Origin of the sequence: Serratia sp. CY31944, assembly GCF_052169175.1 — a bacterium.
Lineage (GTDB): Bacteria > Pseudomonadota > Gammaproteobacteria > Enterobacterales > Enterobacteriaceae > Serratia > Serratia sarumanii.
On record NZ_JBJNLG010000002.1, the window covers coordinates 12,554 to 36,136 of the forward strand.

Below are 23,583 nucleotides of genomic sequence, written 5' to 3' on the forward strand. Positions count from 1 at the left end.
GATTAAAATAAAATTTGTATTTACAAGTCGCATTATGCGATTTAAAGTAACATCAATTCGCCGTCACTCGGCATATCGATCGCTTTAGTTAAGATGATGCGACATGGTTGATGAAAATGCAAATACCGTAAGGCGACGACGATCTTGCGTAAGCACTTTGTTTACACCGTGTTTACTCAAATTTTCGACCTTGATCGACGGATAACTGAACCTTGCTTTTGCGAGTATTCATCCATCATCAGATTCAGATAAGGAGATTGTCATGCTTCTAGCCAGCGAGGAGCAACGGGCTATCGGCCTGCAGCGTATTGCTGAAATCCGCCGCACACTGTTTGCCCGGCAAACCAACCATGCCGAAGAGATTTACGACACGGCGCCGCTGCACCTGCGCCATACGTTTTGCTTCCACGCCGGGCTGACTGAACGCTATGTGTGGTTAAAGTTTCACGAAATGGGTTATGCCGAACGGCGGAAAATCGTCGCGGCACTCAATGAACTCATCTCGCTCAGTCAATCGTTGCCGCGCTATATCAGCGAAACAGACTGTCTGTTAACCCCAAAAAAATAACCTTTCGAATAAAGCTGGCGTGCAACCCGCCGGGCATCGCTCGGCCCAAATTCACCCTATTAAATACTGGAAAATGTTATGGCTGATACTATTGATATGGCGCAAGAGCGCCAGGCATTGATGCTCGAGAAACAAATTGCGTACGCCAGGCCGGTTGCCACTGCGCCCTCGGCGTTCTGCTGTGCCGATTGTGACGCGGCGATTCCTGTGGCGAGACGCATCGCGATTCCCGGCGTCAGCCGCTGCGTGACCTGCCAGCAGCTATCAGAAGCCAAGCAACGTCATGTCGCTCGCCGTTAAAAATAGGCCGGCGGAACATCTGCCGGTCAACGCCTCTGCCATACAACACGCAGCGTACGGTGATTACGCCTATCCATGGAATGCCCCACGCCGTGCGATAGGGCGCGAAGCGGCGCTGAATCGCGACCAACTACGCCAATGGCAAGCGATACTGCAGTGCATTCATGACCTGCCTTATTATCTGCGCACGCCGTTCCTTGAGCGCCACCGCCAACTGCTCAGCCAGAAGGGAGCCCACGCAGCCTGGCATTATCTGGTGCGAGTTTTCCATCGGCGGATATGGCCACGCATTCAGCAGGTAAATAATAATTTCGGTTTGGATCAACGCAAATCACTGCACTTTGGCAGCGAAGCGGACAGCTATAGCGCACTGCCCGCGCTGGGCGATAAAGCGCTGGAGCAGTTGGCGCGGCGTATCGGGGGCCAACTTTCTGCGCTCTACCAGAGTGAATGTGACGCCTTGCTGGCGAAGCATGGCAATAATGCCGAGATCCTGCTACACGCGGATATACAGTGCCGCCTCTATCGCCAAATCGCCACGATGGCCCGCGCCTTCAATATCCAGCCTATGCACTGGCGCTGTTATCGTAAAGGCAAGTTGGACAGCGAGCGGGCGATTGCGGCGCTGTCGCGCCTGACCGACGATCGCTGGTGGCTGCGGCGTCTCAAAATGCAGCGCATGCAGTGGCGCGAGGCGCTACAAATCGCGATAGGCAACGTCCGCAACAACACGTCACCTTATGCCAGCAGACAGGCCCTTCACGATGTCAAGGCTCGGCGTCAATCGAACCTCGATTATCTTCACCGTTGCGAGCTGGAAAACGTCGCCACGGGCGAGCGCGCCGATCTTATGGATAAAGTGCTCGGCAGCATCGCCAATCCCGCCATTCGTCGTATGGAGTTGATGAATACCCTCGCCGGTATAGAAACCTACGCCACTCGCAACGGCCACTGCGGGTTGTTTATCACGTTGACGACGCCGGCACGCTTTCACCCTATCCAGCATGTCGGCGCACGAGGCAAAATGCGCTTCAATACACGCTGGCAAGGACAAGCCCTAACACCGAAGGATGGCCAACGTTATCTGGTTGCCCAGTGGGGGAAAATGCGAACCGCCTTCAAGGATCGCCGTCTGCAGGTCTACGGTATGCGAGTGGTTGAGCCTCATCATGACGGCACGCCGCACTGGCATCTGATGATGTTCACTCCACAAATGCAACGTCAGGCAGTGCTTGACATCATACAGCGTTATGCGCTGCAACAGGATGCAGCAGAACCCGGTGCCCAACAACATCGTTTCCAGAGCAAACACCTCAACCGGGGTGGCGCAACCGCCTATCTGGCCAAATATGTAGCAAAAAACCTCGATGGGTATGCATTGGAGGAAGAGCTCGATCGCGAAACCGGCGCCCCGCTGAGCGATACCGCCCGCGCGGTCAGCGCCTGGGCCGCCACCTGGCGCATCCCTCAGTTTCATCCCTTCGGCCTGCCCGGTCTCGGGGTCTACCGCGAATGTCGACGTATTCGCGGCCAAAACCTGACGCCGCAGTTTGACGCCGGCACCGAAGCCGTGCGCGCCGCTGCCGACGCCGGCGACTTTGCCGGTTACATACAGGCGCAAGGCGGCGCCAATGTGCCACGCAGCCACCAATGGGTGCGGGTCGCGCGCGAAGCCTCAGAAACCCGGAACGCTTATGACGAGCCCGTCACAAAAGTTGTCGGCATTTATGCACCGCATTTGGGAATTGAACGGGTATACCGAACGCGCACCGTGCAATGGCGGATCGTCGCTAAAACACTCGCCGCCGCGACGCCTTGGAGTTCTGGCAATAACTGTGGAACGCGCGCTCTTCACCTGCCGCCGGCACCCGCGCCGTCGGCTCGTTTGACGCCGCCACAGCGGCAGCATTGTCTGAATATTGCCCGCAAACTTCGAGGTATTGGCATAGAACCGCAATGCTGGCAGTTGGAGGTTCTCGCACGCGGCGGCAAAATTCATTTTGACGGCCTCCTTGTACAATTTCCGCTAATCAATGATTGGCCGTATTTTTACTGCACAAATGATAAGCCCAACCATTGACGCCTTTAGCGTTTTGCTTAATACTGTATAAATACACAGTATAGTCAAGAGAGGGCAAAAACAGTGGAAATTATGGATAAACAACAAGTAACACTGTCCCGAATCCAATTCATCGCCGATGTTTCACAGGCTGCGCAATGCAGTGCCTCCGAGTTTCTGATCGCCATGTCGCTGATCTCCGATTTGGCCAGTCAGGTGCTGCCGAACAATGATTATCAAGAAATATTTTATCCCGCTGACGACCCCCCCCCCTGCTAATCCCTCCAGCCAAACGTTTTTCATCCCCCCGCCGCCGGCGGGGTTTTTATTTCTGCCGACGGCACTTTTGCTCCTCAGTTGTGCCATCTCATCCACAACCCCCTCGCGTTGCCCCTCCCTCCCACGCGCGCGAAACTGAAGATATCCGGGGCCACAGCCCTCTCTCCCAACGCTATCGCAGGATGGTAATGATGAAAATTTATGCACAACAAGGTGACACCATTGATGCGATTTGCTGGCGCTACTACGGCAGCACGCAACGCCAGGTGGAACAAGTCTATCTGGCTAACCGTGGCCTGGCCGATCTGGGGCCCCTGCTGCCGCACGGTCAACCGGTTGAATTGCCGGACCTGCCTGCGGCGGCCCAACGCGAAACCGTCAAATTGTGGGATTAAGCGATGGAGAAACTCACTTCAACCCTTGCCTATTTCGTCGCGGCTTGCCTGGCCTGGTTAGGGAGCCACTCTGCACAGGACATTGCCATCCTGGTCGGCGCCGCAGTCGGCGTCGGTACCTTTGCAGTGAATTGGTACTACCGGCGTAAAAGCTACCAGCTGCTGAAATCGCTAAAAAAAAACGGCCTGAAACGCGGAGTCTACGATGAGCTCACTCGCTAAACGCTGCAGCGTGGCGGCTATTTTAACGCTCGCCGCCCTGCTGCCTCAGTTCAATACGCTGAAAACCTCTGAGCAAGGTTTGCGCCTGATCGCCGATTTCGAAGGCTGTCGGCTGTCCCCCTACCAATGCAGCGCCGGCGTCTGGACCAACGGCATCGGCCACACCGCCGGCGTGAAGCCGGGTGCAGTCATCAACGAACGCCAGGCGGCTACCCATTTGGTCGACGATGTGCGCTCCGTAGAGCGCGGCATCGCGCGCTGTATGGACGTCAAGATGCCACAGCCGGTTTACGACGCCGTCAGCGCTTTCGCTTTCAACGTCGGCGTCAACGCCACCTGCAATTCAACGCTGGCCACCTTTGTCAAACGCCGTCAGTGGCAGGCGGCTTGCGATCAACTGTCTCGTTGGATTTATGTCAACGGCGTCAAAAATAAAGGATTGGAGCGCCGCCGCACGGCCGAACGTGCGCTATGTCTGAACGGCATCTCACACTGACCGTTTTCAACAAACGCCCACTCAAACCGCTTCCTTTTCAGGAGATACACCATGTTAAAACCCGAACAGCTACGTGCAGCACTGCTCAATGCCATTCCCTTGTTGCAGCAAAACCCCGAACGGTTGCGCCTTGGCATTGTTAACGGCCGCGTGGTCTCAACGCTCGCCCCCTCGCTATCCTTCGAATATCGCTATCAGCTCAATCTGGCGCTGGATGGGCCGTCAGCTGACGATGACCGGGTCATGGTCACCGTACTGGCCTGGCTGCGCAGCCACCAACCAGACCTTCTTGCCAATCCGGATAAGCGTAAAAATGATTTTTCGTTTCAAAGAGATATAGACACTCCCAACCAGTTGATATTGCAGCTGCAACTTACCGAACGAATCCGGGTGGAACCGCGCGACGGCGCATTGCATATCACCCCGCTGGCTGAACCTCCCGAACCAGAGAACGTCGTTCGCTTCACCCAGATTTATCTGCACGGAGAGTTACTCAGCGAATTTAGTCAGCCGTAGCGCCCTACAGGCAGCTTCGGTTGTGCCGGCGGCAGCCAAACGCCGTCGCGTTGTCCCCCTTTTCATCCAGCGGCATTCTTGAGACATGAACACAGACAACTTCGATATTCAGCGCCTAGTGCGCAACCTGATACGGATCGGGACCGTCAGCGAGCTCGACCTGGAACGCGGGCGCTGTCGCATAGCCACCGGCGGCAATCTTACCGACTGGCTCAACTGGCTGACCGGACGGGCCGGCGACGCACGCAGCTGGTGGGCGCCCAGCATTGGTGAACAGGTCTTGGTGCTGTCACTTGGCGGGGAACTTGAAACCGCTTTCGTGTTGCCCGGCGTATTTTCCGATGCTCACCCCGCACCGTCGGCCTCAGCACAGGCGGCGCATATCGCTTTTCCTGACGGTGCAGTGCTCGAATACGAGCCGGCTACCGGGGCGCTTAAGGCCGTCGGCATAAAAAGCGCCACCATTGAAGCCGCCGAGCGGATCACACTGACGGCGCCAAATATCACCTGTATCGCCAGCGGAAAAATTACGCTGGACGCTCCCGAAGTGGAGTGTACCCAGCAACTCACTACCGGCACCATCGCCATCCATCAGGGCGGCTCGATGACCGGCGATCTCAATCACACCGGTGGCAGCATCAGCTCTAACGGCATTGTGGTGCATACCCACACTCACGGTGGAGTGCAAAACGGCAGAGGCCAAACGGACAAACCAGCATGAACAACGCGAAATTTCTTGGCATGAATCGCGGCAACGGCCGCGCAATCGCCGATCTCGAGCACATTCGCCAGTCGGTGAGCGACATCCTGATTACGCCTATCGGCTCACGCGTCATGCGCCGCAGCTACGGTTCGTTGCTATCCGAGTTGCTGGATCAGCCGCAAAACGACGTACTGCGATTGCAAATGATGGCGGCCTGCTACAGCGCAATGCTGCAGTGGGAACCACGCATTCGGCTGACGGGCATCAGTTGCAACACCACCTTTGACGGAAAAATGGTGGTCGACATTACCGGCAACCGCACAGATACGCCGGATGCCTTTTCTCTTTCTATTTCAGTGAGCTGACACCATGGCAACCATTGACCTTAGTTTATTACCCGCCCCGACGGTGGTGGATCCTCTCGATTACGAATCGCTGCTGGCGGATCGCAAGGCCACGCTGATTTCCCTTTACCCGGAAGAGCAGCGTGAAGCCATCGCCCGTACATTGACGCTGGAATCGGAGCCAATCGTCAAACTGCTGCAAGAAAATGCTTACCGCGAACTGCTGTTACGCCAGCGTGTGAATGAAGCCGCACAGGCAGTGATGCTGGGTTATGCCAGCGGCAGCGACCTCGACCAACTGGGAGCAAACTTCCAGGTGCTACGCCTGGTGGTGCAACAGCCGGATGACAGCGTCATCCCGCCGTTGCCGGCGGTCATGGAATCGGATAGCGATTTCCGTGTGCGCATCCAGCAGGCATTCGAAGGTTTAAGCGTGGCTGGATCCAGTGGCTCTTACGAGTATCACGGCCGTTCCGCCGATGGTCGGGTCGCCGACGTTTCCGCGATCAGTCCCAGTCCGGCCAACGTGCTGATTTCCGTACTGTCACGCGAAGGAGACGGCACCGCCAGCGCCGAACTGGTGGCGATCGTCGATAAAGCGTTGAACGATGAAGATGTGCGCCCGGTGGCCGATCGCGTCACCGTCCGCTCTGCCAACATCATCAGCTACAACATCGATGCCGTACTGTACCTCTACCCTGGCCCTGAAGCAGAACCGGTGCGTCGCGCTGCCGAAGCCAAACTGAAAAATTACATCAGCGCCCAGCACCGTTTAGGCCGTGACATTCGCTTGTCGGCAATCTACGCCGCACTGCATGCCGAAGGGGTGCAACGCGTTGAATTGAAGACCCCGCAGGCCGACATCGTATTGGATAAAACCCAGGCGTCGCATTGTGCTTCTTATCGTCTGACGGTGGGAGGCTCCGATGAGTAACCGTCTGCTGCCGGTCGGCTCTTCCCCGCTGGAGGTCGCGGCTGCGGCCGCCTGTGCCGAACTGGCCGCCATGCCGGTGCCGCTGCGCGATCTGTGGGATCCAGCCACCTGTCCGGTCAATCTGCTGCCGTACCTGGCCTGGGCCTTCTCGGTCGATCATTGGGATGAAACCTGGACGGAAGATGCCAAACGCAGCGTCGTAGCCGCCGCTTTCTTCATCCACCGTCACAAGGGCACCATCGGCGCTATTCGCCGCGTGGTGGAACCGTTGGGTTACCTGATCAAACTGCGCGAGTGGTGGGAAACCAACGGTGAGCCCGGCACCTTCACGTTGGATATCGGCGTGTTGGAGAACGGTATCACCGAAGAGATGTATCTGGAAATGGAGCGGATGATCGCCGATGCCAAGCCGGTCAGCCGCCATCTGACAGGCCTGGCGCTGAACCTCGAAGCCGCTGGCGCAATCGACGTCGCCAGCGGTCAATATGATGGAGAGCTTACTACCGTGTACCCCGACTATGCCAGTCTCGCCCTGCAAATGCTGGAGGGACATTACCAATTCTTGCAACGCAATACCGGCATCACGCTGGACTCGACTCAACAACACTTCGTGCTTAACGACGAGCATGTCTTGGCCGATTCGCGCCATGAACGCGAGTTGTCGCGCATGGCGGGGCTGCCGAATGACGCCACCACCGAAGGACAGGCTCTGCAGATCCTTGGCTATGCCCATGCGTATCTGGCGACCGGAGAACAAAAATATTTGGAACAGGCCATCGCCTGTTTTGACGCCTATGTGACCTACTTTTACGACGGTGCGCCGATCCCTGACAGCCCTCAACGCTGGATCGCCAACTGGATCGTCAACGCCAAAGAGCCGGTGCCCGCCAATTGGCCGGTCGATACGAGGGAACCGACGCATAGCGGCTTCAAAGGTATTCCTCTAACTTTCAACAAGGGCCGTACTCTGATCCCTCACGGCGCCCCCTACTGGGGTGAATATCTCGACATCGCTACTTTCGCCTTCGACGGCTCGCTGGCCTGGAATGCCGTCAACGCCCAGGTGCGCGCGGTCAATGCCGCCGGTGAAATCGACTGGAATAACGACGGTAAACGCTATGACGTGGACTGGATCATCAATTGGCAGGGTTACCAGATCGATGCCGACGGCGAGATCCTGGTCAAAGGACTGCCCGCTGAACAAATCGGTACGGTGCAGTTAAAAGACGTCACGCTCGGCGGCAATCACAAGCTGAATTTCGCCAATCGCCAACCAGTCGAACACGGCGGCGTGTTAATCAAGCGTAATCAGGTACAGCATAACCGTCCGCTGCATGTGCCGGTCCCGCACAACGCCATGGGTAACGCGGCCGATGCCGAGCTGTGGTTTGCCGACGCCTGCTATCTGCTGCACAGCATCACCGGCGATCAGCGCTATTTCAACGCCTGGAAAAGCGTTGAATTCACCGCGATGGAATATACCGATATTGATGCGCAGGATAAGTTCTTTCGCCAGAGCCGCAGCGCCAATACGCCGTTTACCGACGGCATCTCCTACGATTGGTCATACCCTTCCGGTGAGCCGGTAAGCTACGGCCGTAGCGCCGAAGGCATGATCACCATTCGCAAAGAGATAGCATCGCAACAATCGCTGGAACAACAGGCAATCTGGTTCCGCATTAATCGCCAGTCAAAAATCCGCACTTGCTTTGGTGGCGTCGACGATCAGAATCAGCCGATCTCCTGCAAAATACAGCTGTCTATAGCACCGGAAAAAAACGCGGCGAGCACCACGGAATGGGGCGTCGCTCTGCCGCAGTCGTTCCAACCTCAGGTAAAAACATACGACATCGCGCTCAGCAGCCTGGCGGCGCTGACGAAAGAAGACGGCAGCGACTATCTGCTGGCCGATCTGCGCGCAGTGACCGACTACGGCGGTTGCGCGATCGCCAGCCAGTTTGAGGAACAGGTTTACGACAGCCGCAGCGCGACGGTGATCCAAGCCCGTTTCCCCAATGATGACGCTGGCATGGTGATCGGCGCCTGGTTGACCGCGGAGGAAAGTTTCCCCGTTACGCAGTTGGTCTATCGCGCGGACGCCGACTTCAACCTGCGGCTCGAAGATGATGACAAATGGCGCTGGTATTGGATGCTGCCCGCCACCGGCGGCAAATGGCAAATCGCAAATTTCGCCCCGCAAGCGGCTACGCTGAGCGGCTATCAGCCGGATCATCAGGATGTCGAGCCTAAACCGGCCGCACCTCGTTTCAGCCGCGTCAAGCAAGTAACCATTCTGCAAGACGGCAATGTACCGGACGCCACATTCAGCTACTACGTACTGAACGACATTCCACCGACGCTCAACGCCGATGACGGCTACACGATCCGCTATCGCATCACGTTCCAGGCGGCACACCCCTACACCGCGCTGTTGGGAGACTGCACCCTCCTGAATCACCGCCACGACGGCCTGTTCTGTACGCCGGGCGTCATGCCGTTCTCCAACATTTATCAGGCGGACGGCCAACAGTTCGATGGTTGGCACGGCATGCCTTATCCGGGCTACCAGTACCCGTTCATTTTCGTGCACGCCGCCGCCGATCCCGACGGGGTGATGCTCAACAACATGGTCGAGTTTCTGTGGCAGTCGCAGCAGTGGTATCAGCAGCAATTCGGCGTGCTGGGCCCCGGCGCATCGGCCTATATCTGGAACCGTTGGGACAATCGGAGTTACGGTCCGGCGGATACCTGGACCATGTATCACTGGGGTGACGGCACGGCCTGGTCCGGCTATCAGCCACGCGCCTTCTTCGGTGCCGCGCGCGCCTGGCTCGAGTTACAGCAGGCGGGCAAAACGCCACCGCTCAAGCTGGTGGAATATGTCGAAAACTGGCTGCGCTGGCTGATTGATTTTACCAATGACGCCGACGGTGTCACGCCAACCGATTTCCCGATGGCCAGCCTGCCGCAGCCCGATGCACAGGATTTTACCGGCCACATGTGCGGCCTGTGGCTGGCTGGCGCGGTGCTGGCAAAAATGGCCGGCAGTGAAATTGAGGGCCTCGAACACTTTATCGAACAATGCGTTACGGAATTACAAAGGCATTACCTCTCCACCGGTGACGTGATGGACGGCGGCTGGTCGCCCGCGCCGCGTCTCGGCACCGATAACGGCATGTTCTTCGGCTTTTGGTCAGGCGAGATCCTGCGCGGATTGAGCCTGTATGTGATGTATAAAAACGGCCTTACCTACCCGGCCGGCAAACAGAAGAGAACCACACCATGACAGCAAAATACCGCGCCCTGCTCACCGAACAGGGCAAAACGCTGCTGGCTAACGCTGCAGCAACCGGCCAAAAGCTGGAAATTACGCATATGGCGGTCGGCGACGGCGGCGGTTCGCCAACGCAGCCCGATGAAAGCCAGACCAAGCTGGTGAACGAAAAACGCCGCGCAGCATTGAATTCACTGCAGATAGATACCGGCAACAGCAACCAAGTGATCGCCGAACAAGTGATCCCGGAGGACGTTGGTGGTTGGTGGATCCGCGAGCTGGGGCTGTATGACAAAAACGGCGTGCTGGTGGCGATCGCCAATACGCCCGACACCTACAAGCCGCAGTTGACCGAAGGTGCCGGCCGCACCCAGGTCGTGCGCATGGTGCTTCTGGTAAAAGGCGACGCCAATGCGACGATCGTCGCAGACAAAACCGCCTTACTGGTCTCGCGCGATATGCTGAATGCCGCTATCGACGAACATGCCCGCTCGCGCAATCATCCTGACGCCACCTTGCTGGCAAAGGGTTTCACTCAATTGAGCAACGACAGCAATAGCGCCAGCGAAACGCAGGCCGCCACCCCAAAAGCGGTGAAAACGGTCAGCGACGCCTCTCTGAAAATTGCCGCTAACCTGAAAGATCTGCCAAACAAGTCCATCGCGCGCCGCAACTTGGAATTGGGTACTGCCGCCACGTGTAACGTCGGTACGCAAGCCAGCCAATTGATGGAGGTGGGCGCCTTTGGTCTAGGCTCTGGCCCGAAACATCGCGAGGAGACCATCAGCAATCTTGGCGAGATCTACCGTGTCACCAGCGCATCGAAAAACGCGCCGGGCGGCGGCGTCTACGGCGTGCTGAACCTGCCAATCGACGGCGGCCCTTCCAGTGGCTATCTGGCGGTTCAGACTAATGGATCATCTTACGTCGGCACATCCACCACCCCTGACAAACCGCTGAACTGGTACCGAATTTACACCACCGGTTTTAAACCGACTGCTGCGGACGTCGGTGCTTACAGCAAGGCGGAAGCCGACGGCAAATTCGTCAAACAGAGCGGCGATACCATTACCGGCAGCTTGACGGTCAACGGCTCAATTGAAACGAAATCGGGATTGACCACACCTTACGCCACAGTGATGGGGTCGTTAACCACCAAAGGCGGCGTCGAATTATTCGGAACCTCGCCCTATATAGATTTCCATTATGGCAATACGAACGCGGATTATGATGTTCGCATCATTAATGATAGCCAGGGTCAATTAAGTCTGGGTGCAAAAAACGTTCGGGCCAATGAAAACCTTACCGTTGGCTTAGACGCCCACGTTGATAGAACTCTTTATATCAATGGCCAAGATTTTATTACTAAAAAAGGGGTAATAACCGAAACCAGTGGTAATCGCAATACTCAAGGGCTGCACATACAAGGTGCAGGTAATCAGTATGTTGATCATTACTTTTATGAGGAGATAGGTAAGCGTGCATTTGGCGCAATGCATGTTTCATCTGGCGGCTCTGATGGCTGGTTCCAATTTGGTCATCAAGGCGATATTCGCAGCAATGGCCCATGGCCGCGCCTGATGTTAGGTGAAGCAACCTACTTTAATGACGGCAATATCAACGGCAGCATTTGGGGTGGCTATTTAAGCAACTATCTCAATCAAAACTTTGTGCGCGATGTTCGCCTGGGTAATGTGGAAAGTATCGCTACCTGGCGAGGCCCCGGCTATTCGGATAGTGCGGGTTATGTCCTGACCGGCGCAGCAAATAACAACGTGGATGAATACATCGACGTAATTTTCCGTCGTCCGCTGCAAAAACACATTGGTGGCAATTGGGTTACCGTCTGGAGCGTTTAGTGATGAATAACATGAAGAACTTTACCCTCGCCGCGCCGGAAACGGTAGAGCAGAAACAGCTGGCCGCCTCGCACGGTGTTTTGTTTTTAAAATCCGATGCTGGGGAAGACTGGTATGAATGTCAAAAAAGCTTCCGTCCTGAAACGGTAAAACTGATGTATGACAAGGACGGGATCATTCGTTCAATCACCACGAAACCGAATGCCGAAGGCCATTATGACGTTTCCGGATTTTTCCCGGAAAATATGAGCGTGGCAGAGGTCGGAAACTTGCCGGAAGGCACTGATATTAACGGCCGCTGGATTTTTGATGGAGAAAAAATCATACCAAGATCGTATTCAACTCAAGAGCTACGGCAACAGGCTGCTAATAAAAAACAAGAGTTGATTAAGCAAAGTTCGCTGCAGATAGAAACGCTTAACGACGCTTCTGACCTGGGAATGGCGAGCGAAGAGGAACTGCTGCTGCTGACCCGCTGGAAAACCTACCGCGTATTGCTTAATCGGGTCGATCCCGAAGCGGCCCCTGATATCGATTGGCCGCAACCGCCGCAATAACGTCGTTCAACGCCCCGCTTGGGGCGTTTTTTTCCTTTATTTTTCCTGCTGTTGTACCAGTTATCCCACACCCCGAATGAGATGCGGCACCGCCTGCCAACAGGCATGCTGTCATCACCAACCACAAACGGAGTAATGCTATGGGTGACTATCACCACGGCGTGCGTGTCCTCGAAATCAACGAAGGCACCCGCGTAATTTCCACCGTCTCGACGGCCATTGTCGGCATGGTTTGTACCGCAGAAGATGCCGATGCAACCCTGTTTCCTCTCAACACCCCGGTGCTGATTACCGACGTCCTGGCCGCCAGCGGCAAAGCAGGTAAAAAAGGGACGCTGGCGCGTTCGCTGCTGGCGATCGCCGAGCAGACTAAGCCGGTAACCGTCGTGGTACGCGTGGCGGAAGGGAAAGACGAGGCCGAAACCACGTCCAATATCATCGGTGGCGCCGATGAAAACGGTAAGTACACCGGCATGAAAGCGCTGCTGGCCGCTCAGGCCGAGCTGGGCGTGAAACCGCGCATTCTGGGCGTACCGGGCCATGATAATCAGGAAGTGGCGACCGCGTTGGCCGGCATCTGCCAGCAGCTGCGCGCTTTCGGCTATATCAGCGCTTACGGCTGTAAAACCGTGTCCGACGCCATCAAATTTCGCGCCAACTTCAGCCAGCGCGAACTGATGCTGATTTGGCCGGACTTCATCAACTGGAATACCACCACCAACAGCAGCGACATCGCCTTCGCCACCGCTCGTGCACTGGGGCTGCGTGCCAAGATCGACCAGGAGACCGGCTGGCATAAAACCTTATCCAACGTCGGCGTCAACGGCGTGAGCGGCATCTCGTCCAGCGTATTTTGGGATCTGCAAACCGCAGGCACCGACGCCGATCTGCTGAATGAAGGTTGCGTCACCACCCTGATCCGCAAAGATGGCTTCAAGTTCTGGGGATCTCGCACCTGCTCCGACGAGCCGCTGTTCCAGTTTGAAAACTATACCCGCACCGCGCAGGTATTGGCCGACACCTTGGCCGAAGCTCATTTGTGGGCGATTGATCGTCCGCTCACCCCGACGCTGATCCGCGACATGATCGACGGCATCAAGGCCAAGTTCCGCGAACTTAAATCCGCAGGTCTGATCATCGACGGTGACTGCTGGTATGACGAAAGCGCCAACGACAAAGAGACCCTGAAGGCCGGCAAGCTGTTTATCGATTACGACTACACCCCGGTACCTCCTCTGGAGGATCTGACTCTGCGTCAGCGCATTACCGATCGCTACCTGGCGAACTTCGCCGCATCCGTGAACAGCTAAGGAGACTGAAGCATGGCACTGCCAAAAAAACTGAAATACCTGAACCTGTTTAACGACGGCTTCAACTACATGGGCGTGGTTTCCTCAATGACGCTGCCGAAACTGACACGCAAGCTGGAAAAATTCCGCGGCGGCGGCATGAGCGGCGCAGCCTCGGTGGACTTCGGCCTGGATGACGATGCGCTGGTGGTGGAATGGACCATGGGCGGCATTGACGAACTGGTGCTCAAGCAATGGGGCCGCGTCGATGCGGTACCGCTGCGCTTTACCGGCTCTTTCCAACGCGACGATACCGGCGACGTCTCTGCGCTCGAAGTGGTGATGCGCGGCCGTCATAAAGAGATCGACAGCGGCGACTTCAAGCAGGGTGAAGATACCGAAACCAAAGTTTCCACCGACTGCACCTACTTCAAGTTGAGCATCGACGGCAAAGAGCTGATCGAGATCGATACCGTCAACATGATCGAAAAAGTCGACGGCGTAGATCTGCTGGCTGCGCACCGCCGCGCCATCGGCCTGTAATTTTTCACCTCAAACGGCCAGCCCCGCGCTGGCCCTCTTTTTCCGACTGAAAACTGGATACCCCATGGAACTGAATGCATCCCCGGAGAACACCGTCGTCCTGAATACTCCGATTAAACGTGGCGACAGTGAAATCACTCGCGTGCAAGTGACCAAGCCGAATGCCGGCAGCCTGCGCGGCATCGGTCTGGCCGCGCTGGCCAACGCCGATGTCGACGCGTTGATCACTATTCTGCCTCGGGTCACCTACCCGAACCTGACCAAGGAAGAGTGTACCCGTTTGGAACTGCCTGACCTGATTGCGCTGGCCGGCCAGGTGATCGGTTTTTTGTCGCCGACATCGGCCGAGTAACGGTCGAGCCTACTCTGACAGTAGATGACCTGATGGCGGATATCGCGGTGATTTTCCACTGGCCGCCGTCAGAAATGAACGGCATGACGTTGGCGGAGCTGATCGGCTGGCGCCACAGAGCGCTGCAACGTAGTGGAGTAAAAATAGATGAGTAACAGCAGACAGGAGCTGGAGTCACAAAACGAGATTGTCATCGGGCTTCAAGCGATAGCCAAGCAGAGCAAAGAACTGATGAGGCAGTTGCGCAGGCCCACCGGGGATAAAAACCTGTACAACAGTCTGGGACAGGATATCCAACGAGCAGAGAAAAAAGTCAAACATCTGCGCCAGCAGGAAAATGACATCGACGCTTTCCAAAAGACGAACCAGTCGCTGGCTGAGACCAATAAGTTGCTGGCAGCGTCGCGCAAAAAATCCGCCGCGCTGGCAATGCTGACGAAAGATCGCGAGCCAAGCCAGCGTTCCCGATTTATGAACAAAGAGATTGCGCAGGTCGCGGAGACGATAAATGCCCTGGAAAAGAAACGTGATCTCCTCGCCGCAATCGATAAAAGCCAGCGCCATCATCTTACCCAGCAAGGGATTAATCTAAAATCGCTCGGCAATGAGCGCAAAAATCTGCGTGACGGCAGAATTAATGCCGGCGCCGCTATCGTTACCCTAAAAGAACAACGGCAATCGATAGCGCAGGAGCGCTATCGATCCGCACAGGCAGGCAATCAAGCGCGCCTCGACAAGCTGGAAAAATTACGCAACACCAGCAGCGCAGGCTTTTCTGTCGCCAAAAGTGCCACCATAGGGGGAGCTAACCTGCTGGCGCCGGGAATCGAATTTGAAAAACAGCTTTCTCAACTGCGGGCGCAGCTGAATCTGGGCAAATCTGATCCGCAGCTCACGGCTCTCGAGCAGCAGGCTCGCGGTATGAGCCAATCCGGTTATACCCCGGATCAAGCCCTACAAGCGCAAACAGCGCTGGCAAAACAAGGGTTGAATGCCAAGGAAATTTTAACGGCTTCGCCCGCCGCACTGACACTCTCCGCCGCGACGGGCAGCAGCGTCAACGAAACCACCGCAACGATGACGGAAATGCTGCACAGCTTCAATATGGGCACCGATCAATTCGACCGCATTGCCGATGTATTGGCGCTGGCCAGCAATCAATATGGCATGGATATTCGAGCCGTTGGTGCGGCCATGAAAAGCAAAGCCACAACAGGTGTCGATATCGTCAGTGCGGCGCAACAGATTGCGCCTTCGGGCAGAGAGAAGCTCCAGGCCAACCAGGTTGCCGGCTCAGCGCAGCACTTGGTCACCGTCAAAGGCGACAATATGGATGGTGATATCCAAAAGCTTTTTGCCTCATGGGATAGCCTGAGAATCAACCTGTTTAGCGGCCAAAACGCTGCCCTGCGGGAACTGACCCAAACGGCGACAGAGTGGCTGGTGAAACTGAATATGTGGATAACCAATAATCCGGCGTTGGCCGGCACCTTGCTGCAGGTCGCCGGTGGGCTCACGTTATTGCTCGGCGGCCTTAGCGGCGTCAGCCTGGTCGCCACCCAGGTACTCTCAGGGTTCTCTATTATCAGCGGCGCGATCCTAAAGGCAGGGCAAGCCATGATGTGGCTAGGGCGGATAGCGATGGCCAACCCGCTGCTGGCCATTGTCGGCCTGGTTGCGCTTGCCGCTTTTACCCTGATTGAAAACTGGGACAAGGTCGGCCCCTTCTTTAGCCATCTCTGGGAGCAGATATCGGCAGGGTGTGAGGCGCTGAAGAATTACATTTCAGACACCATTGATGGCTGGATAAAACAACTGACGTCATTGACCGAATATCTTCCCGACTGGATGCAATTTGGCGATAAGAGCGGCACCTCTGGCAATGCCGAAAACGGCAGCGCCTGGTTTGCCGGCAAGTTCGATCGCGGGGGAGACATTCCTGCCGGACAATTCGGCATTGTAGGCGAAAACGGTCCTGAGTTGGTCAGCGGCCCCGTTCAGGTGACCGGCCGCCGCCATACGGCCGCCATGTCGGCGGCTTTACTGTCGCTCAGCGCGCCTGTAATGCCGGCCTCGCCGGTAGCAGATTCGCCGGTAACCCAAATCCAGGTTCCGTCGGTCACTATCAACATCACTGCCGGCGCCGGTCAGAATGAACAAGACATCGGCCGCGAAGTCGCGCGGCAATTTGAATTACTTGCTCATCGCCAGGCGGCAAATGCTCGCAGCCGGATGAGTTAATCATGCGAATAGGAGAAATATGATGATGCTGACCCTCGGCATGTTCGTTTTTATGTTGAAAACCGTGCCTTATCAAAGCATGCAACGCAGCGCCAATTACCGCTGGCCGACTCTGCCGCGCATCGGCCAGCGCCCTGCCGCGCAGTTTCTGGGAGTAGACAATGAGAAAATAACGCTGACGGGAGTCTTGGTACCGGAAGTGACCGGAGGGACATTGTCATTGATGGCGCTTCAGCTCATGGCTACCCAAGGCAGAGCCTGGCCACTGATCGAGGGCAATGGAACTATTCATGGGATGTATGTCATTGAAAGCATAGTCGACACGAAAACCCAGCTTTTTTCGAACGGCAGCGCGCGACAGATAGAATTTACGATCAATCTGATGCGCGTTGATGAATCGCTGATCGCCATGTTCGGCGATCTGCGCCAACAAGCCTCTGACCTTGCCGATAAAGCAGGTCAGGCTGCGGCGCGGCTCAGGGAGATGCTGCCGTGATCACGCAAACCCCCGTCCCTATTGGCGCGCTCATTGCGCCAGACTACGCCTTGTTTTTGCAGCAAGCAGACATCACGGAGGCTTTCCGCCACCGTCTGCTCTCATTGACGTTAACCGATAATCGCGGTTTTACCGCGGATCGATTGGATCTTGAGCTCGACGATGCGGATGGGCAAATCGCCATGCCCAAACGCGGCCAAACGCTCACTGTGAAGCTCGGCTGGAAAGGACACGCCTTGATCGACAAAGGCAAGTTTATCGTTGATGAAATCGAACATCGTGGCGCACCGGATAAACTCGTCATTCGGGCCCGCAGCGTCGACTTTCGAAACTCGATGAACGTGGCGCGAGATCATTCCTATCACGATCGCACCCTTGGTGACATCGTCAACGAAGTGGCCAACCGTAACCGGATGGGGCATACGCTGGCGGCAGGACTGGCAGAGATCAAAATCACGCATATCGATCAGTCTCAGGAAACGGATGTCGCCTTTCTTACCCGGCTGGCGACCATGAATGGTGCAGTCGCCGCCATTAAAAATGAACGCCTGCTGTTTCTGGTCCCAGGTTCTGGTCTAAGCATCTCGGGCAAACCGCTGCCGTCACTGACTTTGGAACGCAGCGATGGCGACCAGCACTACTTCAATGTGGCCGATCGGAACGCTTACACCGGCGTTATTGCCAAATGGCAAGATACTCAGCATGCCAGGCAACAGCAGATGACAGTACAACGTGAGGAAGGGAATACCACAGATGAAAATGCGGCTTCAAACTATCTGGCAGGTGAAAGCAATAACGTTTTTACCCTGCCGACGCTCTACGCGAATAAAGAAAGCGCAATGCGTGCGGCAAAAGCGAGGTGGGCAAACATTCAACAAGGGAATGTGCAATTATCCATAAACCTCGCCGTTGGCCGCCCTGAGCTCGGTCCAGAAACGCCGATTCACCTGAGTGGATTCAAAGAGGTTATCGACAGACAAGCGTGGATCATAAGTCAAGTCGTTCACACGCTTAATGATCGAGGTTTCTCCACCAGCCTCGCATTGGATGTACTGACTCAACGCATGGAGTTTGCAATCACGGAGGGGTGATAATTCATTTGCATCTTAATCTTGCTTTTGCGAGTCAATGGGCTATTATAAGTCACATAACCTGATGTAGCAGAACGAGGGATTCAACTATGATGCACTGTCCATTATGCGGTCACGTGGCCCACACTCGCTCCAGCCGCTATCTGAGCGAGTCGACCAAAGAGCGTTACCATCAATGCCGCAACATCAATTGCAGCTGCACGTTCGCCACGCACGAGTCCGTCGCGCGGGTGATCGTCAAACCTGGCGATGACATTGTCCCGGCGCAGCCGCACCCGCCGGAGAGTCAGCATAAACAAAGCGCCGCCGCGCTGTAATGCAAAAAGCCTGCTGATGCAGGCTTTTTAATGTCGCTGCCAGGCGGCCAGGTCTCGCAAATGCGAGGTGATAGATTTTCCAGATAAAAAAAGGGGTTGGCATAATGCCAACCCCTGATAACTATTAACTTTTGGATGCAGCGTTAGCCAACGCGGTTCAGACGCTCTTTGATACGAGCAGCCTTACCAGTACGCTCACGCAGGTAGTACAGTTTAGCTTTACGAACGGCACCACGACGTTTCACAGCAATGCTGTCGATTACTGGGGAGTGAGTCTGGAATACGCGCTCAACACCTTCGCCGTTGGAAATCTTACGAACAGTGAATGCAGAGTGCAGACCGCGGTTACGGATAGCGATAACCACGCCCTCGAATGCCTGCAGACGTTTTTTGCTACCTTCAACGACCCATACCTTCACTTCCACGGAATCACCCGGACGGAATGCAGGTACGTCTTGTTTCATCTGCTCTTGTTCAAGTTGCTTAATAATGTTGCTCATAATATGTCTCTTACCCTAGGTAAACTGATATATCGGTCCCGTCTGATGTCAGACGTTTCCTTCATAGTCCTGTTGCCTGGCCTGATGTTCCCGTTGGAAATCAGCCAGCAACACCGCTTGCTCGTCAGTCAGAGCTAGGCTTTCTAGAAGTTCAGGTCTTCTAAGCCAGGTTCGGCCCAGCGACTGCTTTAAGCGCCAGCGACGTATCTCGGCATGGTTGCCCGACAGCAGAACCGGCGGCACTTCCATCCCTTCCAACACCTCGGGGCGGGTATAGTGCGGGCAGTCCAGCAATCCGTCGGCGAAGGAGTCTTCCTCCGCTGAGGCCTGATGGCCCAGCACACCCGGTATGAAACGGGCGACTGAATCAATCAGGGTCATCGCCGGCAGTTCCCCGCCGCTGAGAACGTAATCGCCGATTGACCATTCTTCGTCAATTTCGGTTTGGATTACGCGCTCGTCTATCCCTTCGTAGCGGCCGCACACCAGAATCATCTTCTGATTGGCCGCCAGTTCGCACACGCCGGTTTGATCCAGCTTGCGCCCCTGAGGTGACAGATAAATCACCTTTGCTCCCTCGCCTGCCGCTGCTTTCGCCGCATGAATGGCTTCCCGTAAAGGTTGCACCATCATCAGCATTCCCGGGCCGCCGCCGTAAGGGCGATCGTCCACGGTGCGATGCCGGTCGTAGGTGAAGTCGCGAGGACTCCAACACTGCACGCTCAGCAGGCCATTTTTTACTGCCCGGCCAGTCACCCCGTAATCGGTGATAGCGCGGAACATCTCAGGAAACAGGCTTACAATACCGATGAACACAAGCCAATCCCCTTACCGTTATTCCACTTGCTTCGACCGTTTGATCCGGGGGTCAAAAACCAGGATCCCAATCTGCCTCAATCACGCGGGCAGTGAGATCGACTTTCTTGATAACCTGCCCATGAAGAAACGGAATCAACCGCTCCTTCATGCCGAACGCATCTTTCAGGTTCGCTTTCACAACCATCACATCGTTCGAGCCGGTTTCCATCATATCGATGACTTTACCCAGCTCGTAGCCGGCGGTGGTGACTACCTGGCAGCCCATCAGGTCTTTCCAGTAGTAATCATCACCCTCCAGCGGAGGAAGTTGATCGGAATCCACCATAATCTCGCGATTAGTCAGCAGATTCGCCGCGTCCCGATCGTCAATGCCTTTGACCTTGATGATCAGATCCTGACTGTGGCGCTTCCAGTCTTCCAACTCGATATGCTGCCACTGACCCGCCTGCTGGATAAACCACGGCTGATAGTCAAAAATGCTTTCGGCGTTCTCGGTGGATGAAAACACTCTGAGCCAACCACGAATGCCGTAAGCGGACCCCATTTTACCGAGTACAATCGGCGCGATCGGCGCTATCGGTTTGAGTTGCTTGCTCATTGCCACCACCGCGACAGATTAAGCTGCTTTCTTAGCGTCTTTGATCAGCGCGTGAACGCGATCAGAAACGGTTGCACCCAGACCGACCCAGTGCTCGATGCGGTCCAGGTCCAGACGCAGTGCTTCAGCCTGACCGGAAGCGATCGGGTTGAAGAAGCCTACGCGCTCGATGAAACGACCATCACGAGCGTTGCGGCTGTCGGTCACTACTACTTGATAGAACGGACGCTTTTTAGCGCCGCCACGTGCCAAACGAATTGTTACCATAACATCCTCTTTAGTTAATAAAACAGCCGGGCCCCATTGAGGGACGGGGCCCGGTTGCAATATAAAAAGCCCGAAAATTTTACTCATTTTGGCGCAAAAAGCAATCTAAAGCGTCGATCGCAGGGGACAACTTTTGCAGCCTGTCAAATTTCGGGCGATTTTCACCGCGAACGGCGAATGCTGAAAGCGCCCGCACTCGGCGTGCGGAGGCCTATCAGCGGCCTGGGAAGCCCGGCGGCATCATACCTTTCATGCCGCGCATCATCTTCGCCATGCCGCCTTTCTTCATCTTCTTCATCATACGCTGCATTTCGTCGAACTGCTTCAGCAAGCGGTTGACGTCCTGCACCTGCATGCCGGCCCCCATCGCGATGCGGCGCTTGCGCGAGCCCTTGATGATTTCCGGTTTGGCGCGCTCTTTCAGCGTCATCGAGTTGATGATCGCCTCCATGCGTACCAGCACTTTATCGTCCATCTGCGACTTGACGTTGTCCGGCAGCTGGCCGGCACCCGGCAGCTTGCTCAGCATGTTGGCCATGCCGCCCATGTTGCGCATCTGCTTGAGCTGCTCCAGGAAATCGGTCAGATCGAAACCGTCGCCCTTCTTCAGCTTGTTGGCCAACTTCTCCGCCTGCTCGCGGTCGACCTTGCTTTCGATATCTTCGATCAGCGACAGCACGTCGCCCATGCCCAGGATGCGCGATGCCACGCGATCCGGGTAGAACGGCTCCAGCGCTTCGGTCTTCTCGCCTACGCCGAGGAACTTGATCGGCTTGCCGGTAATGTGGCGGATGGACAGCGCGGCACCGCCGCGCGCGTCGCCGTCGACCTTGGTCAGCACCACACCGGTCAGCGGCAGCGCTTCGTTAAACGCCTTGGCGGTATTGGCGGCGTCCTGGCCGGTCATGGCGTCGACCACGAACAGGGTTTCCACCGGCTTGATCGCCGCGTGCACCTGTTTGATCTCGTCCATCATCGCTTCGTCAACGTGCAAACGGCCGGCGGTATCGACGATCAGTACGTCGTAGAATTTCAGCTTGGCCTGTTGCAGCGCGCGATTGACGATGTCGATCGGTTTTTCTTTGACGTCAGACGGGAAGAAGTCGATGCCGACGCCTTCCGCCAGCGTTTCCAGCTGTTTGATCGCCGCCGGGCGATAAACGTCCGCGGAAACCACCAACACTTTCTTCTTCTGTTTTTCTTTCAGGAATTTGCCGAGCTTACCGACGCTGGTGGTTTTACCGGCGCCCTGCAGGCCCGCCATCAGCACCACCGCCGGCGGTTGAGCCGCCAGATTCAGCTCGGTGTTGACTTCGCCCATCGCGGCGATCAGCTCGCCCTTGACGATCTTGACGAACTCCTGCCCCGGCGTCAGGCTCTTGTTGACTTCATGGCCGACCGCGCTCTCTTTGACGCGGTTGATGAAGTCGCGCACCACCGGCAGCGCGACGTCCGCTTCCAGCAACGCCATACGCACTTCACGCAGGGTTTCCTTGATATTCTCTTCGGTCAGCCGCCCGCGGCCGCTGATATTGCGCAACGTGCGCGACAATCGATCGGTTAAATTTTCAAACATCGTCTCATGCTCAACGTGTGATGACAGGCCGCTCCGGCGACACAATTGCGCCGATGATAACACGAAGCGCGCCGGATCTCTGCCTCAGCGTTGGAGATAGGTTGGAGTGAAACGCGCGCAACGTTATACTGACACTCCAATTAACCACGCCGAAGCAAAATTAAACGCTATGCCAGTTTTCTCCATTGTGGCTTTGATGGCCTACCTGCTCAGCCTTGGACTGATCATTCCCAGCTTGTTGCGGAAGAACAGCGCATACCGTCGGCTTGCCCTCGTCTCGGCGGTGGTGGCGCTGATTTGCCACGCTATCGCGCTGCAGCAGCGCATCTTCGACGTCAGCGCCGGGCAGAATCTCAGCCTGCTGAACATTGGCTCGATCGTCAGCCTGATCATCTGTTCGGTCATGACCTTCGTCGCCTCGCGCGACCGCGGCTGGTTCCTGATGCCGATCGTCTACAGCTTCGCGATGATCAATCTGGCCTTCGCCAGCTTCATGCCCGGCGAGTTCATCACTCACCTGGAGTCCAGCCCGGAATTGATGGTGCATATCGGCCTGGCGCTGTTCTCTTACGCCACCCTGATCATCGCCGCGCTCTACGCCTTGCAGCTTGCCTGGCTCGACTACCTTCTGAAAAACAAGAAGTTGACCTTTAGCGCCGACATGCCGCCGCTGATGAGCATCGAGCGCAAGATGTTCCATATCACCCAGATCGGCGTGGTGCTGCTGACGCTCACTCTGTGCACCGGCCTGCTGTACATGGATAACCTGTTCAGCAAAGAAAACGTGCATAAAGCGGTGCTGTCGATCATGGCCTGGTTCGTGTATATCGTGCTGTTGTGGGGCCATTACCATGAAGGCTGGCGCGGCCGCCGCGTCGTCTGGTTCAGCTTCGCCGGCGCCTTCCTGCTGACGCTCGCCTACTTCGGCAGCCGTCTGATTCAGCAAGTGATGGTGCGCTAAGCCGGCCGCCTCAACTTTCCCTCTCTA

Annotated in this window: 27 protein-coding genes and 1 pseudogene; 23 read left to right on the forward strand and 5 right to left on the reverse strand. The window is 56.1% G+C overall.

The window, feature by feature from the left end; translation table 11 throughout:
• Window positions 1-262: 262 nt before the first annotated feature.
• From ACJ8IN_RS02375 to ACJ8IN_RS02480, 22 genes and pseudogenes are all read left to right on the forward strand, one after another.
• Window positions 263-568 (forward strand): hypothetical protein, encoded by a 306-nt coding sequence (locus tag ACJ8IN_RS02375; protein WP_060427198.1) that lies wholly within the window; start codon window positions 263-265, stop codon window positions 566-568.
• Between the two features lie 78 nt (window positions 569-646).
• The gene (locus ACJ8IN_RS02380) at window positions 647-868 is read left to right on the forward strand and encodes a TraR/DksA C4-type zinc finger protein (RefSeq protein WP_033641931.1); all 222 of its coding nucleotides are present in this window, start codon (window positions 647-649) and stop codon (window positions 866-868) included.
• Entirely contained in the window at window positions 852-2,948 is a 2,097-nt protein-coding gene (locus ACJ8IN_RS02385) for a replication endonuclease (protein ID WP_308325442.1), read from the forward strand. Before ACJ8IN_RS02380 ends, ACJ8IN_RS02385 begins: the two co-directional genes overlap by 17 nt.
• A gap of 63 nt (window positions 2,949-3,011) precedes the next feature.
• Entirely contained in the window at window positions 3,012-3,206 is a 195-nt protein-coding gene (locus tag ACJ8IN_RS02390; RefSeq protein WP_308325441.1) for a hypothetical protein, read from the forward strand.
• A 191-nt stretch (window positions 3,207-3,397) separates the two neighbouring features.
• A complete protein-coding gene (locus tag ACJ8IN_RS02395) occupies window positions 3,398-3,601 on the forward strand; it encodes a tail protein X (protein ID WP_033641929.1) in 204 nt (67 codons plus the stop codon).
• Between the two features lie 3 nt (window positions 3,602-3,604).
• Window positions 3,605-3,823, forward strand: a complete 219-nt coding sequence (locus ACJ8IN_RS02400; protein WP_033641928.1) for an HP1 family phage holin — start codon at window positions 3,605-3,607, stop codon at window positions 3,821-3,823.
• Window positions 3,807-4,319 (forward strand): lysozyme, encoded by a 513-nt coding sequence (locus ACJ8IN_RS02405; RefSeq protein WP_033652971.1) that lies wholly within the window; start codon window positions 3,807-3,809, stop codon window positions 4,317-4,319. Before ACJ8IN_RS02400 ends, ACJ8IN_RS02405 begins: the two co-directional genes overlap by 17 nt.
• Window positions 4,320-4,370: 51 nt before the next feature.
• Window positions 4,371-4,835 (forward strand): phage tail protein, encoded by a 465-nt coding sequence (locus ACJ8IN_RS02410; RefSeq protein WP_060423425.1) that lies wholly within the window; start codon window positions 4,371-4,373, stop codon window positions 4,833-4,835.
• 85 nt (window positions 4,836-4,920) lie between these two features.
• Entirely contained in the window at window positions 4,921-5,556 is a 636-nt protein-coding gene (locus tag ACJ8IN_RS02415; protein WP_033652969.1) for a phage baseplate assembly protein V, read from the forward strand.
• Window positions 5,553-5,903 carry a GPW/gp25 family protein gene (locus ACJ8IN_RS02420; protein WP_033652968.1) on the forward strand — a complete coding sequence of 117 codons (351 nt, stop codon included), beginning with the start codon at window positions 5,553-5,555 and terminating at the stop codon, window positions 5,901-5,903. Before ACJ8IN_RS02415 ends, ACJ8IN_RS02420 begins: the two co-directional genes overlap by 4 nt.
• 4 nt (window positions 5,904-5,907) lie before the next feature.
• Complete coding sequence (locus tag ACJ8IN_RS02425) at window positions 5,908-6,816, forward strand: baseplate assembly protein (RefSeq protein WP_033652967.1); 909 nt, start codon at window positions 5,908-5,910, stop codon at window positions 6,814-6,816.
• Window positions 6,809-7,330: pseudogene (locus ACJ8IN_RS02430) on the forward strand (phage tail protein I); the annotation flags it as partial. The gene ACJ8IN_RS02425 and the pseudogene ACJ8IN_RS02430, both read left to right, overlap by 8 nt.
• 2,768 nt (window positions 7,331-10,098) lie before the next feature.
• Complete coding sequence (locus ACJ8IN_RS02435; RefSeq protein WP_060427199.1) at window positions 10,099-11,949, forward strand: phage tail protein; 1,851 nt, start codon at window positions 10,099-10,101, stop codon at window positions 11,947-11,949.
• Window positions 11,950-11,951: 2 nt separating this feature from the next.
• Window positions 11,952-12,506, forward strand: coding sequence for a tail fiber assembly protein (locus ACJ8IN_RS02440; RefSeq protein ID WP_060423417.1), 555 nt, complete (start codon window positions 11,952-11,954; stop codon window positions 12,504-12,506).
• Window positions 12,507-12,646: 140 nt separating this feature from the next.
• Window positions 12,647-13,816, forward strand: coding sequence for a phage tail sheath protein (locus ACJ8IN_RS02445; RefSeq protein ID WP_060423414.1), 1,170 nt, complete (start codon window positions 12,647-12,649; stop codon window positions 13,814-13,816).
• Window positions 13,817-13,828: 12 nt separating this feature from the next.
• Window positions 13,829-14,338: a phage major tail tube protein gene (locus tag ACJ8IN_RS02450; RefSeq protein ID WP_033641919.1), complete on the forward strand. Its 510-nt coding sequence runs from the start codon at window positions 13,829-13,831 to the stop codon at window positions 14,336-14,338.
• A gap of 64 nt (window positions 14,339-14,402) precedes the next feature.
• Entirely contained in the window at window positions 14,403-14,690 is a 288-nt protein-coding gene (locus ACJ8IN_RS02455) for a phage tail assembly protein (RefSeq protein ID WP_033652960.1), read from the forward strand.
• A gap of 32 nt (window positions 14,691-14,722) precedes the next feature.
• The gene (locus tag ACJ8IN_RS02460; RefSeq protein ID WP_072021583.1) at window positions 14,723-14,845 is read left to right on the forward strand and encodes a GpE family phage tail protein; all 123 of its coding nucleotides are present in this window, start codon (window positions 14,723-14,725) and stop codon (window positions 14,843-14,845) included.
• Window positions 14,838-16,931 carry a phage tail tape measure protein gene (locus ACJ8IN_RS02465; RefSeq protein WP_308325440.1) on the forward strand — a complete coding sequence of 698 codons (2,094 nt, stop codon included), beginning with the start codon at window positions 14,838-14,840 and terminating at the stop codon, window positions 16,929-16,931. Before ACJ8IN_RS02460 ends, ACJ8IN_RS02465 begins: the two co-directional genes overlap by 8 nt.
• Window positions 16,932-16,953: 22 nt before the next feature.
• Window positions 16,954-17,427, forward strand: coding sequence for a phage tail protein (locus ACJ8IN_RS02470; protein ID WP_033652990.1), 474 nt, complete (start codon window positions 16,954-16,956; stop codon window positions 17,425-17,427).
• A complete protein-coding gene (locus ACJ8IN_RS02475) occupies window positions 17,424-18,518 on the forward strand; it encodes a phage late control D family protein (protein ID WP_442519479.1) in 1,095 nt (364 codons plus the stop codon). Before ACJ8IN_RS02470 ends, ACJ8IN_RS02475 begins: the two co-directional genes overlap by 4 nt.
• Before the next feature lie 89 nt (window positions 18,519-18,607).
• Complete coding sequence (locus ACJ8IN_RS02480) at window positions 18,608-18,835, forward strand: ogr/Delta-like zinc finger family protein (RefSeq protein ID WP_033637183.1); 228 nt, start codon at window positions 18,608-18,610, stop codon at window positions 18,833-18,835.
• A gap of 143 nt (window positions 18,836-18,978) precedes the next feature.
• On the opposite strand, the gene rplS is transcribed toward ACJ8IN_RS02480, so the two are convergent.
• The 5 genes from rplS to ffh form a co-directional block, all read right to left on the reverse strand.
• Window positions 18,979-19,335, reverse strand: a complete 357-nt coding sequence (gene rplS, locus ACJ8IN_RS02485; protein WP_025301638.1) for a 50S ribosomal protein L19 — start codon at window positions 19,333-19,335, stop codon at window positions 18,979-18,981.
• A 48-nt stretch (window positions 19,336-19,383) separates the two neighbouring features.
• Window positions 19,384-20,151: a tRNA (guanosine(37)-N1)-methyltransferase TrmD gene (trmD, locus tag ACJ8IN_RS02490; RefSeq protein WP_047569238.1), complete on the reverse strand. Its 768-nt coding sequence runs from the start codon at window positions 20,149-20,151 to the stop codon at window positions 19,384-19,386.
• A gap of 52 nt (window positions 20,152-20,203) precedes the next feature.
• Window positions 20,204-20,752: a ribosome maturation factor RimM gene (gene rimM / locus ACJ8IN_RS02495; RefSeq protein WP_047569240.1), complete on the reverse strand. Its 549-nt coding sequence runs from the start codon at window positions 20,750-20,752 to the stop codon at window positions 20,204-20,206.
• A gap of 18 nt (window positions 20,753-20,770) precedes the next feature.
• Window positions 20,771-21,019, reverse strand: a complete 249-nt coding sequence (rpsP, locus tag ACJ8IN_RS02500; RefSeq protein WP_004932501.1) for a 30S ribosomal protein S16 — start codon at window positions 21,017-21,019, stop codon at window positions 20,771-20,773.
• A gap of 214 nt (window positions 21,020-21,233) precedes the next feature.
• Window positions 21,234-22,595, reverse strand: a complete 1,362-nt coding sequence (gene ffh / locus ACJ8IN_RS02505) for a signal recognition particle protein (RefSeq protein ID WP_004932504.1) — start codon at window positions 22,593-22,595, stop codon at window positions 21,234-21,236.
• 169 nt (window positions 22,596-22,764) lie between these two features.
• On the opposite strand from ffh, the gene ACJ8IN_RS02510 reads away from it, so the two are divergent.
• Entirely contained in the window at window positions 22,765-23,556 is a 792-nt protein-coding gene (locus tag ACJ8IN_RS02510) for a cytochrome C assembly family protein (RefSeq protein ID WP_308325439.1), read from the forward strand.
• Window positions 23,557-23,583: the final 27 nt, after the last annotated feature.

What these genes read in the sequence shown, in the direction of transcription:
- rpsP (WP_004932501.1), bottom strand. Translation starts at nt 21,019, where the DNA reads ATGGTAACAATTCGTTTGGCACGTGGCGGCGCTAAAAAGCGTCCGTTC.
- ACJ8IN_RS02510 (WP_308325439.1), top strand. Translation starts at nt 22,765, where the DNA reads ATGCCAGTTTTCTCCATTGTGGCTTTGATGGCCTACCTGCTCAGCCTT.
- ACJ8IN_RS02470 (WP_033652990.1), top strand. Translation starts at nt 16,954, where the DNA reads ATGATGCTGACCCTCGGCATGTTCGTTTTTATGTTGAAAACCGTGCCT.
- ACJ8IN_RS02445 (WP_060423414.1), top strand. Translation starts at nt 12,647, where the DNA reads ATGGGTGACTATCACCACGGCGTGCGTGTCCTCGAAATCAACGAAGGC.
- ACJ8IN_RS02480 (WP_033637183.1), top strand. Translation starts at nt 18,608, where the DNA reads ATGATGCACTGTCCATTATGCGGTCACGTGGCCCACACTCGCTCCAGC.
- ACJ8IN_RS02450 (WP_033641919.1), top strand. Translation starts at nt 13,829, where the DNA reads ATGGCACTGCCAAAAAAACTGAAATACCTGAACCTGTTTAACGACGGC.
- ACJ8IN_RS02375 (WP_060427198.1), top strand. Translation starts at nt 263, where the DNA reads ATGCTTCTAGCCAGCGAGGAGCAACGGGCTATCGGCCTGCAGCGTATT.
- ACJ8IN_RS02410 (WP_060423425.1), top strand. Translation starts at nt 4,371, where the DNA reads ATGTTAAAACCCGAACAGCTACGTGCAGCACTGCTCAATGCCATTCCC.
- ACJ8IN_RS02420 (WP_033652968.1), top strand. Translation starts at nt 5,553, where the DNA reads ATGAACAACGCGAAATTTCTTGGCATGAATCGCGGCAACGGCCGCGCA.
- ACJ8IN_RS02400 (WP_033641928.1), top strand. Translation starts at nt 3,605, where the DNA reads ATGGAGAAACTCACTTCAACCCTTGCCTATTTCGTCGCGGCTTGCCTG.
- ACJ8IN_RS02385 (WP_308325442.1), top strand. Translation starts at nt 852, where the DNA reads ATGTCGCTCGCCGTTAAAAATAGGCCGGCGGAACATCTGCCGGTCAAC.
- ACJ8IN_RS02455 (WP_033652960.1), top strand. Translation starts at nt 14,403, where the DNA reads ATGGAACTGAATGCATCCCCGGAGAACACCGTCGTCCTGAATACTCCG.
- ACJ8IN_RS02460 (WP_072021583.1), top strand. Translation starts at nt 14,723, where the DNA reads ATGGCGGATATCGCGGTGATTTTCCACTGGCCGCCGTCAGAAATGAAC.
- ACJ8IN_RS02405 (WP_033652971.1), top strand. Translation starts at nt 3,807, where the DNA reads ATGAGCTCACTCGCTAAACGCTGCAGCGTGGCGGCTATTTTAACGCTC.
- ACJ8IN_RS02425 (WP_033652967.1), top strand. Translation starts at nt 5,908, where the DNA reads ATGGCAACCATTGACCTTAGTTTATTACCCGCCCCGACGGTGGTGGAT.
- rplS (WP_025301638.1), bottom strand. Translation starts at nt 19,335, where the DNA reads ATGAGCAACATTATTAAGCAACTTGAACAAGAGCAGATGAAACAAGAC.
- ACJ8IN_RS02380 (WP_033641931.1), top strand. Translation starts at nt 647, where the DNA reads ATGGCTGATACTATTGATATGGCGCAAGAGCGCCAGGCATTGATGCTC.
- ACJ8IN_RS02435 (WP_060427199.1), top strand. Translation starts at nt 10,099, where the DNA reads ATGACAGCAAAATACCGCGCCCTGCTCACCGAACAGGGCAAAACGCTG.
- ACJ8IN_RS02395 (WP_033641929.1), top strand. Translation starts at nt 3,398, where the DNA reads ATGAAAATTTATGCACAACAAGGTGACACCATTGATGCGATTTGCTGG.
- ACJ8IN_RS02440 (WP_060423417.1), top strand. Translation starts at nt 11,952, where the DNA reads ATGAATAACATGAAGAACTTTACCCTCGCCGCGCCGGAAACGGTAGAG.
- ffh (WP_004932504.1), bottom strand. Translation starts at nt 22,595, where the DNA reads ATGTTTGAAAATTTAACCGATCGATTGTCGCGCACGTTGCGCAATATC.
- ACJ8IN_RS02415 (WP_033652969.1), top strand. Translation starts at nt 4,921, where the DNA reads ATGAACACAGACAACTTCGATATTCAGCGCCTAGTGCGCAACCTGATA.
- ACJ8IN_RS02465 (WP_308325440.1), top strand. Translation starts at nt 14,838, where the DNA reads ATGAGTAACAGCAGACAGGAGCTGGAGTCACAAAACGAGATTGTCATC.
- rimM (WP_047569240.1), bottom strand. Translation starts at nt 20,752, where the DNA reads ATGAGCAAGCAACTCAAACCGATAGCGCCGATCGCGCCGATTGTACTC.